This is a genomic window from Undibacterium sp. SXout20W, assembly GCF_049340285.1.
In the GTDB taxonomy this organism is placed as follows: domain Bacteria; phylum Pseudomonadota; class Gammaproteobacteria; order Burkholderiales; family Burkholderiaceae_D; genus Undibacterium.
In genome coordinates, this window is the sequence record NZ_JBMPPH010000044.1 from 21430 (window position 1) to 32136 (window position 10707).

The 10707-nt window shown below is 46.5% G+C and carries 10 protein-coding genes; 4 read left to right on the plus strand and 6 right to left on the minus strand.

Annotated features, from left to right (window positions below; genetic code table 11):
- Positions 1–60 precede the first annotated feature (60 nt).
- The 6 genes from ACO0K1_RS16925 to ACO0K1_RS16950 all read right to left on the minus strand — a co-directional run bounded on the left by ACO0K1_RS16925 (position 61) and on the right by ACO0K1_RS16950 (position 6732).
- Complete coding sequence (locus ACO0K1_RS16925) at positions 61–1215, minus strand: VanZ family protein (RefSeq protein WP_423027845.1); 1155 nt, start codon at positions 1213–1215, stop codon at positions 61–63.
- Between the two features lie 7 nt (positions 1216–1222).
- Complete coding sequence (locus ACO0K1_RS16930; RefSeq protein WP_423027847.1) at positions 1223–1861, minus strand: ABC-type transport auxiliary lipoprotein family protein; 639 nt, start codon at positions 1859–1861, stop codon at positions 1223–1225.
- Between the two features lie 10 nt (positions 1862–1871).
- Complete coding sequence (locus tag ACO0K1_RS16935) at positions 1872–2828, minus strand: MlaD family protein (protein WP_423027849.1); 957 nt, start codon at positions 2826–2828, stop codon at positions 1872–1874.
- A 7-nt stretch (positions 2829–2835) separates the two neighbouring features.
- Positions 2836–3618 (minus strand): ABC transporter ATP-binding protein, encoded by a 783-nt coding sequence (locus ACO0K1_RS16940; RefSeq protein WP_423027851.1) that lies wholly within the window; start codon positions 3616–3618, stop codon positions 2836–2838.
- Positions 3619–3621: 3 nt separating this feature from the next.
- Positions 3622–4746 (minus strand): MlaE family ABC transporter permease, encoded by a 1125-nt coding sequence (locus ACO0K1_RS16945; protein ID WP_423027853.1) that lies wholly within the window; start codon positions 4744–4746, stop codon positions 3622–3624.
- A gap of 99 nt (positions 4747–4845) precedes the next feature.
- Positions 4846–6732, minus strand: a complete 1887-nt coding sequence (locus ACO0K1_RS16950) for a phosphoethanolamine transferase (RefSeq protein ID WP_423027855.1) — start codon at positions 6730–6732, stop codon at positions 4846–4848.
- A gap of 545 nt (positions 6733–7277) precedes the next feature.
- On the opposite strand from ACO0K1_RS16950, the gene rpsL reads away from it, so the two are divergent.
- The 4 genes from rpsL to ACO0K1_RS16970 form a co-directional block, all read left to right on the plus strand.
- Positions 7278–7661, plus strand: coding sequence for a 30S ribosomal protein S12 (rpsL, locus tag ACO0K1_RS16955; protein ID WP_186913921.1), 384 nt, complete (start codon positions 7278–7280; stop codon positions 7659–7661).
- A gap of 142 nt (positions 7662–7803) precedes the next feature.
- The gene (rpsG, locus tag ACO0K1_RS16960) at positions 7804–8274 is read left to right on the plus strand and encodes a 30S ribosomal protein S7 (protein WP_162039546.1); all 471 of its coding nucleotides are present in this window, start codon (positions 7804–7806) and stop codon (positions 8272–8274) included.
- A 128-nt stretch (positions 8275–8402) separates the two neighbouring features.
- Positions 8403–10508 (plus strand): elongation factor G, encoded by a 2106-nt coding sequence (gene fusA / locus ACO0K1_RS16965; RefSeq protein ID WP_423027857.1) that lies wholly within the window; start codon positions 8403–8405, stop codon positions 10506–10508.
- 75 nt (positions 10509–10583) lie between these two features.
- A partial coding sequence (locus ACO0K1_RS16970; protein WP_017454492.1) for a GTP-binding protein occupies positions 10584–10707 on the plus strand: 124 nt, incomplete at its 3' end.

Sequence of the window (10707 nt, forward strand, 5' to 3'; positions counted from 1 at the left end):
GAGCTTTTATGATTGTTTCGTTGGAGCATGTCATTCATCCATGACATGCAATTCAAGACGCTATGATACTGCAATCTCGCTAGCTACCGGGCGTGGTTTGCGTAACAAGGCCCAAAGAGCCAGAAATGGCCAGCACAGCGATAAGAACTGAGCGGCGCCATTAAAGTTCAAAAATTTGCCCTGTACCCAAGTTTGCATGGTGACTTCGAAGTAGGGATTGTCAGGCAGCAGGTTGACTGCGACCAACGCCGTCAGCAGTAACATAAACGCTAAACGTTTCTGAACATTTACGGGTGCAAACGAAAAGCCGTAAAGCATAATAATGCTAATCAACAAGCCGCCACGAGCGCCGGGTGTTAGCCAGGCAAACGCGTACTCCGGGTTGAAAAACAATGCACTGGCTAATGACTTACAGATCACTGCTAGCGTCACTAATATCGCCGATAGCAGGAATTTGGGTGCATGGCGATTCAATAAACTTAGACAAATTAAGAGAGCACCAGCGCAGCCGCAGGCCGTGATTAAGGCTTCGGCCAGCAAATAGGCATCTGCGTCCGGTTCAATGCCCTGCAAGAGTAGCGCACTCAGGTCGATATCCATATCAAAAAAAGAGCTAAGCTGCTGAGATATGATAGGAAAAATTTCCCCCATACCGAATAAATAAGCTTGCGGATACAACTGTGCCATCGGCCACAGACCTAATAAGACGATTTCGCGACTCGATTCCTTGTAGGTCCATTGCTTACGTAATAATTGTAAACGGCCTTTTTCCAGAATGAGCGGTGTCAAAAATGCGCCGAGTACTGCACCGATTGTGGCACCACTAGCGTTTGTCACAAAGTCGAGCAATGACGTGACCCGGCTAGGGATAAAATATTGGACAAGTTCTGCGGTTGCAGAGACCACTGAGCCAAATACCATGCCAATCAACACCGCCCACCAACGGTTCACGCGAGGGTACAAGGAGAACACGGCCAACATCCCAAAGGGAATATAACCGACGATATTTGTGCTAACGTCAAATAGTGTCCAGTAGTGCGGCCATTGACGTATTACGTCAGGTAAAGCCGACAAATTATTGGCGCGCCAGCCACTGAATGGATACCAGCTTGCATACAAAATTAAAAACAAATAGGCGACCAGACTTGCGCGTGCAAACGGTGAGCTGCGCAATAATTTGTTGGATGCCGTGATGTCTGACTGTTGCGTTGTCATGCACTATTTACGTTACGATCAATGGGGTTAGCCATTGCTGAATTTCATTAATGAGGAGGTCAGTCGCTTCTTGCATGGCGCGCGCACCGCCAACGGCATCGGCGCTACGGCTCGGAGCGTGAGCAACAAAGCCACGCTGTGCAATGACGGTTTTTCCTTTTGTCACGATCGCACGCAGGTTAATTTGGGCATGACTGGCGCTGGTACTTGTAAATACCTGTGAAAACTCATCCACTTCGATATGCAATATCAATTTTGCACCCACGCTGTCTCCGCTGCTGACGAGTTGCAAGCCATTTGCCAGCATGCGTGTTTTTAATCTTTGTGTGAGCAATTGCGCAGGTGGCATACTCCAACGTGCTTGGGCATAGGCCTTCAATTGCTGCTCATTATCGTATTGGAGTCGATACCACATCGCGTTGCCGTCGAGTGCGGGAATTACCTGAATATCCGCCAAACCGACTTGTGCCGTAGTTTGCGGAATGGTTGTAGAGACACTCGATGGCAAACCAAAATCATATTGCTGGCGCTGCAGAGCGGCATTGCCAGAACAGCCGCATATGAAGCAAAGCAGACTGATCAGACTGAATTTTTTCAGTGACCTGGTATCGTTCCGACAATGTGAAGCATTAAGAAAGCGGGACATTTTTTTTCCTTTATTCTGGGGCAGAAATTGGCGCTACGAAACCCGGTTCGCCAGGGCCGGGAGACGGCGCGGGGTTGCCAAACAAAATGCTCTGCGGCCTATCGTTCAGATTTTCTGTCGTGCGGTTGAGCATCCGCAAGCTGCTGCGTGCCTCGCCAGTGAGGGTTTGAATACGCGGTAATGTTTCCGTGGTAACACTATTGCTGATCTGATCCAATGCATTGTTAAAATGGGCAATTGGACCTTCGCTTGATTGCAATTGATTGCTTAATTGGTTTAGATTTTGTGTAAATTTATTCGCATCAACAGATAAATTTTTAACTGAGATTAACGTATTTTGCGTTTGATCTATCAGTGCCGGCAGCTTGGCTAAGCTGGGCGCGATCTGACCAGGTACAGCGCCCCATTGATCGGCCGCTTTACTAAAATGCCCCATGGTTGATATCAATGAGGCTGGATTTTGTGGGTCAAGTAGTTGATTGATCCGTTGCGTTAATTGTTCGGTTTGTCCCAGAATCGCTATTCCTTTTTGCTCCAGATTTTGCAAAATACTTGGGCGCAGTGGGATGCGCGGCAGGGCATCCTCTAACTGATTACTTGCAAGTAGTTCCGTACCCGGCTGTTTATCGTCATCAAGCTGAATAAATGCAATACCTGTGACGCCTTGGTATGCCAAAGTGGCGAACGTGGCAGTGGTCACGGGTGTTGTCGGGATGACCTCGACGCGTAACATGATTTGCCCAGGCACTTTAGGATTAAAGTTAATGTCCGTGACATTGCCAACTTTAATGCCTTTATAGCGCACCGCGGCTTGTAAATTTAAGCCTGATACCGAGGAGTTGGTGACGATTTCATAAGGGATACGTTGAATCTTATCGTGTCCCAACCACATCGCAAAGATCGTGGTGAGTATGATTAAGGCGATGGTAAAAAAACCAGCGATGAGTGCATGAGATCGGTTTTCCATGGTTTTCCTATTGCCCTGCAGGGGTCATGACTTCCATCGCACGCATACCGCGACCGCCGAGGAAGAAACTTTGAATAAACGGATGAGGGAATGCCACTACCTCTTGCGGCGTTCCAATCACGATAACGCGTTTTTCAGCCAATACCGCTATCCGGCTAGATAGCGCAAATAAACTATCGAGATCGTGCGTTACCATGATGACGGTCAGCCCAAGTTGTCGATGTAACGAAAGTATCAGTTGTACAAAACTATCGGAGCGATCTGGATCAAGCCCTGCGGTCGGTTCATCTAAAAAAAGGAGCTGCGGGTCGAGTGCCAGAGCGCGTGCTAACGCGACCCGTTTAACCATCCCTCCGGAGAGATCGGACGGCATTTTTCGGGCATGTTCAAAAGCAATATCGACCATTTGTAATTTTAAGTAGACGAGGTCGGTAATCAGTTCTTCAGGTAATTTTCCAAATTCACGCAGTGGTTGTGCCACATTTTCAAACACACTTAAGGCCGAATACAGTGCACCGTGCTGAAATAGCATGCCGGAACGTTTGCGTAAATAATTTAAATGTCCAGCTTTACGCGCATGGATATTTTCATTGAAAACGTTGATGATGCCCCGTTTAGGGATTTCAAGTCCGAGCATTTGACGCATCAGCACAGTTTTACCAGTACCTGAGCCACCAACGATCGACAAAATTTCACCACGTCGGACATTTAATTCAAGATTATCGTGCACGACGGTGCGGCCAAACTGTGTGCGCAAGCCTTGAATCTCGATGATATTGTCGGTTTTCATCAATCAGTATCCCGCTTTGCTAAAGATAATTGCAAAAAGCGCATCGGCAATAATCACGACTGTGATGGCAATAACAACAGAGCTGGTGGTGCCGCGCCCGAGACTCTCGGTGTTCGGCTCAATGCGTAGCCCAAAATGGCAGGCAATCAGGGCGATGAGTAATCCGAAGGTAGCGCCTTTTCCTAATCCTATCCAGAAATTGAGCAATGGAACAGCATCGGGCAATTTATAAATAAAAAAAGCTGGCGACATACCCAGTAAGGCCTCCGCCGAAATCATGCCACCGATTAAGGCCATGATATCGGTCCAGATAATCAAAAGCGGCATGGCGATGATGAGGGCTAAGACCTTTGGCATAATCAAACGAAAACCATGTGGTATTCCCATGACACTCATCGCATCGAGCTCTTCGGTCACTCGCATCACACCAAGTTGTGCGGTAATTGCCGAACCTGAACGCCCGGCGACTAAAATCGCCGCTAGCATAGGGCCTAGTTCGCGAATGATGCTCATACCAAGTAAATTGACGATATATAAGTCTCCACCGAACGCCCGCAATTGTTGTGCAGATAAATACGACAAGACGATGCCTATCAGGATACCGACCAAGGCGGTGATGCCAAGTGCTTGCGCGCCCATACGGTAAATATTCGCCGACAATTCTTTCCATGGGCCTTTGAGCGGGTGACGTGCAAAGTGCCACAGGTCTAAAATTAATTGACCTAGCAAAACGATAAAACTGAGCAAGTGTGCGAAAAAAATAAGTACTTTTGATCCGAGCAGCATGGTCCGGGTCAGGCGTGGCTTCGGATTAATAGGCAATGGCATTTTGCTGACTAATTCCAAGCGATCGAAAATGCCTTCGTGACTGGCTTGCATGATCAGGTTTGGCGGACGTTGTTTACCCCATGCTCGCCATAAGGTCTGAGCGCCGACATGATCGAGACTGTTTAATTGCCTTAAATCCCATTGAGCGATTTTTAATTTGGACAGGGTATTGAGCTGCGTATTCAGATCATCCAGACGATCTTCATAGGTCAAAGCGTTGACCACCCACGCTCCGGCCACAACAATGAGTGGCTCATTGGCAGCGCTGACAGTAATAGTTGGTGGAATATCAGTGGGCATTCAATAAGTGTAAGCGAGATAACGTCTATGCTGCAACGAAGTGTTGAATTTTGAATATGATCGGCACTAAAGTACGCCACATAGTCACCGATTAATTCTCTATTTCACTTTCCTTTTTTTCTTTTTCAGCGCCGGCTTTCTCGCGATGACTTCGTGGCAAGCGCCGCTGATCTCTGCATTGTCGTAGTCAGTCCAGCCATAACTATCTACATAGCGCGTATGTTTCTTCAATTTGCTGTTTAAAATACTCCATTCTAATTTTTCATCGGGATATTGAATATTTCCCATATCCAACAATGTATGAAAGACGTTTTCTGTCGACAGTTTAAATTGTTGATGTTGACGTAACTGTTCAATTTTTTCTGGAAACTGTTCCTGGTAGGCGTCCGAATACCAGACAAAGGCAGGAATATGGAACTCATATTGTGTATTGTGTCCGTGGAAAGCCAGTGGACAACTTCCATCATACAAAGTTTGACCATGATCGGAGACATACATCATCGAGGTTAGTTGAGTGCTCGCCTTCAGTCGCTGGATCACCTCATCCAAAATCTTATCTGTGTACAAAATCGAGTTGTCGTAACTATTGTTTAAGGCCTCTTTGTTTTTAAGATCTGTGTATTCGGGGTCAACGATGCCATAGAGCGAAGGTTGCCAAAGATCAAATGCCTTAGGATGACGGTGGCTGTAGTTCCAATGATTACCCAAGGTATGCAAGACGATCAGCTTTTTATTGTTCCGATCCGCCATGGCGCGACTCAGCGGTTCTAAAAGGACATCATCAAAATTGGAGCTATTAGTAAAACCACCCAAATTCAAAAATTCGGTAACGTCAGCTTCTTTAGCAAATGCAGAAACAGGAGTGTCAAATTTGCCGAAACTCATCTGATTGGAAATCCAAAAGGTTTTAAAGCCAGCTTCCTTGTAAGCGGTGATTAACGATTTCTCAGAGAACCCTGCTCTTAAACCTTGTGTTGCAGGCTTGCGCGAGATAATGATAGGCACAGAGAGCCTGGTCGCCGATACTGGCGTGATCATATCGCGTAAAGTGACCAGATTATCCTCCGCTTCGAGTCGTGGATTAGTCTGGCGTTGGTAACCGTTGAGACTCCAACGATCGAAGCGTGATGACTCGCCTATCACCAGCAAAACTGTCTGTGGTAGGAGCGGATCGCCATTGAGTGTGGCGTGAAATTGGAAATGACGATTTTTTTCGGATAACTCGTTTAAATAACTACGCTCACTCCAGAAATCTATGGCATAGGATACAAGACCAAATGGCCACGTTTGCGTCATGACGTCTTCGCTGTAAGGAATACTAGCCCAGGCGGGTAACTTACCGGGGTTATTAACGAGACGCAGCCTTAGCTTTTCCAGCGTCGGGTTGCTGAGTATTTTTCCTTTGGTTTCTGTGGTCGAAACGCTGCTTGATGCATCATCATCGTCGTCACTCGCTGCGCTGCTGTCTTGCGCTGGAACTGGCTGCGCGGCAATACCCACACAACTGCCATATTCCCATATGCAGATACCAATAATTGCAAATAAAATGACAATCCAACGTGAATAATGCCGCCATTCCAGTTCTGGCGTCGCTTTTGCCGCTTTTAATAATGCCCACCACCAGCCGCATATCGCTACTACCAAAAAAACTAATAGCCAGATTTTCTGCCCTAAAAATTCCATCGCCTCTTTGGGACTTGTCTCAACGATAATGCCCAAATGATGTGTGGAGATTCCTTGTCCGAAATAAATGCGGAGATAAATCTCGATAGGAACCGCGAGCATGGACGGCAGCAATACATAGTGAAACCAGCGTGGACGCTGAAAGACAGCCCAGAATACGACCCAGGTCAGCGTTTCCGTAATAAATAATTGCCAGGCGTGACCGACCGGCTTACCAAGAACGAGTGGGAAAAAAGCGACTGCCGACAACAAAATGTAGCTGCCTAATAAGAAAACTGTGCTTGGTCGGAGTAAAAAACGCATTGTCGGATCACTTGCCAATCTGTGGAGATTCAAAAAAATGGGGAACTCTATATCAGTCTTCGCTTAATCTCAGTCAATACGCATCGCATCGTATGATGCTGTGCATTTGCGGGAAAGCGCGACAATATAAATGATTTGTGGCGGTCGTGGTGCGTCTTCGCAACAGATCTATTGATTCAATGACCATGCTTCAAGGCCAGAAAAAATGAATTAAAACGAGGGCTTTCTGCAGAAAACCTTGATTTTTCAGTGTAATTTCCTACTCTGATAGGCCGTGTTTCACGTCTTCTGTCAACTGCAATCTGAATAAAAAGCGTTGACATGCTTGTGTAATGGGGCATAAAATTGCGAGTTCTCGATTTTGGGTTTCCACTTTTTAGTGTTTTGTTTGCAAATAACCATGTGAACGTATTGCTTAAAAAGCAGGCAGATTCAGGAAAAATCGGGCTCGTCTGAATATAAACGGACGTAAAAAATGATTCTTAGTTCCCGGGCAACCGTTTCCGGGTTTGTGTTTAACGTTGTATTTTGTTGGATTAAAAACGATGCCAACCATCAATCAACTGATTCGCCAACCACGTGTTTCCGCACGTGTAAAGAGCAAATCGCCGGCGCTGGAAAACAGCCCGCAGAAACGTGGCGTTTGCACCCGCGTTTATACTACAACTCCAAAAAAGCCTAACTCGGCTTTGCGTAAAGTTGCCAAAGTTCGCCTGACCAACGGTTTCGAAGTTATTTCGTACATCGGCGGTGAAGGTCATAACCTGCAAGAACATAGCGTAGTTTTGTTGCGCGGTGGTCGTGTTAAGGATTTGCCAGGTGTTCGTTACCATATGGTTCGCGGTGCTTTGGATACTCAAGGCGTCAAAGACCGTAAGCAAGCTCGTTCCAAATATGGTTCTAAGCGCGCTAAGGCAGTTAAGAAGTAATTATCTCGTAATTTAATCTCCGTAAAATTTACGGATCAGTGTCGGTTCGGAATGAGCCGAGTAAGTGACCGGTTATGATGGCCTGTCGCGAGTGCCAGTAAAGTGTTATTTGGTGCTCAACTGAAGATTGAAAGGAATTGAAATGCCACGTCGTCGTGAGGTCCCGAAACGGGACGTATTGCCGGATCCAAAATTCGGTAATGTAGAAGTAGCAAAATTTGTTAACGTATTGATGTTGTCCGGCAAGAAGTCTGTTGCTGAAGGCATCATCTACGGTGCATTCGACCACATCCAACAAAAATCTGGTAAAGATCCATTGGAAGTGTTCGCTCTGGCAATCAACAATGCAAAACCACTGGTTGAGGTTAAATCCCGCCGTGTTGGTGGTGCAAACTACCAGGTGCCTGTAGAAGTTCGTCCAGTTCGCCGCTTAGCTTTGTCTATGCGTTGGTTGCGTGAAGCCGCTAACAAGCGTAGCGAAAAATCCATGCCACAACGTTTGGGTGGAGAGTTGCTGGAAGCCGCTGAAGGTCGTGGCGGTGCAATGAAGAAACGTGATGAAGTCCATCGTATGGCTGAAGCCAACAAGGCCTTCTCTCACTTCCGCTTCTAAGAGTAAGAGTAGGGAGCCTTTGTATGATATTTATGCAACGGCTCTGGCAAGTATTTTGAATCAGGCCGGGCGCGATTTTTACAGAAAATTGCGCTCGGTTTTGTCCATTAAAAGATTTAGGATTATCTATGGCCCGTAAGACCCCCATTGAGCGCTACCGCAATATCGGTATTTCCGCTCACATTGATGCAGGTAAAACGACGACAACTGAACGCGTTCTGTTCTACACCGGTGTAAATCACAAAATCGGTGAAGTGCATGACGGCGCTGCTACCATGGATTGGATGGAGCAAGAGCAGGAACGTGGTATTACTATTACTTCAGCAGCGACAACTTGCTTCTGGAGCGGTATGGCGAACAACTTCGCTCCTCACCACATCAACATCATCGATACACCAGGCCACGTTGACTTCACTATTGAAGTTGAACGTTCTATGCGTGTTCTCGACGGTGCTTGCATGGTTTACTGTGCGGTGGGTGGTGTTCAGCCTCAGTCTGAAACTGTATGGCGTCAAGCTAATAAGTACAAAGTTCCACGTTTGGCATTCGTTAATAAAATGGATCGTACTGGCGCGAACTTCTTCAAAGTGTACGATCAAATGCGTGCACGTTTGAAAGCTAACCCAGTGCCATTGCAAGTACCTATTGGTGCTGAAGATTTGTTCGAAGGCGTTATCGATCTGGTCAAGATGAAAGCGATCTTCTGGGATACAGCATCTCAAGGTATGAAGTTCGAGTACCGTGATATCCCTGAAAATCTGTTGGCTGAAGCGCAAAAATGGCGTGAAAACATGGTTGAAGCTGCTGCTGAAGCCAATGAAGAATTGATGAACAAATACCTTGAAGAAGGCGATTTGTCTGAAGCTGACATCAAGCAAGCATTGCGCACACGTACCATCGCTTCCGAAATCGTTCCTATGCTGTGTGGTACAGCATTTAAGAACAAAGGCGTTCAGGCGATGTTGGATGCGGTGATTGAATACTTGCCATCTCCAGTTGATATTCCACCAGTTCCTGGCGTGAATGACGATGATGAGCCAGTGGTTCGTAAAGCGGAAGACACAGAGAAATTTTCTGCGTTGGCGTTTAAAATCGCAACTGATCCGTTCGTTGGTCAATTGTGCTTTATCCGTTGCTACTCAGGTACATTGAATTCTGGCGATAGCGTTTATAACTCTGTTAAAGAGAAAAAAGAACGTATCGGCCGTTTGGTTCAGATGCATGCGAACCAACGCGAAGAAATCAAAGAAATGATGGCCGGTGATATCGCTGCAGTTGTTGGTCTTAAAGACACAACAACTGGTGATACGCTGTGTGATGAAAAAGCAATCGTTGTTCTGGAACGTATGGTGTTCCCAGAGCCTGTTATTTCTCAAGCTGTTGAGCCAAAAACTAAGGCTGACCAAGAGAAAATGGGCTTGGCATTGAACCGCTTGGCTGCTGAAGATCCATCGTTCCGCGTACGCACAGACGAAGAATCTGGTCAGACAATTATCGCCGGTATGGGCGAGTTGCATCTGGACATTATCGTTGACCGTATGAAGCGTGAATTCAACGTGGAAGCAACGGTTGGTAAGCCACAAGTTGCCTACCGCGAAACAATTCGCAAAACTTGCGAAGAGATCGAAGGTAAGTTCGTTAAGCAATCTGGTGGTCGTGGTCAATACGGTCACGTGGTATTGAAGATCGAACCGCAAGAACCAGGTAAAGGTTTCGAATTCGTTGACGCGATCAAAGGCGGTACTGTTCCACGTGAATACATTCCTGCAGTTGAAAAAGGTGTTCGCGAAACTTTGACCTCCGGTGTATTGGCTGGCTACCCAGTGGTTGACGTTAAAGTGACACTGTTCTTCGGTTCTTACCATGACGTTGACTCCAACGAAAACGCGTTCCGTATGGCGGGTTCGATGGCGTTTAAAGATGGCTGCCGTAAAGCAAGCCCAGTTATTCTGGAACCAATGATGGCTGTTGAAGTCGAAACACCAGAAGACTACGCTGGTACTGTGATGGGTGACTTGTCTTCCCGTCGTGGTATGGTGCAAGGTATGGATGAAATTGCTGGCGGTGGCGGCAAAATCATTAAAGCTGAAGTACCTTTGTCTGAGATGTTTGGTTACTCTACATCCCTGCGTTCAGCAACTCAAGGTCGTGCAACTTATTCCATGGAATTCAAGCACTACTCTGAAGCGCCTAAGAACGTTATCGATGCAATCGTAACATCCAAAGCTAAGTAATTCGTATCAAATAAACCTACCCCCAGCGGGGTAGGTACTATGTTAATAAATCGTTCTTTTTGAAGGAAGAATAAAATGGCAAAAGGTAAGTTCGAACGCACCAAGCCGCACGTCAACGTCGGTACAATTGGTCACGTTGATCACGGTAAAACTACACTGACAGCAGCGATTGCGACAGTATTGTCCAAAAAATTTGGCG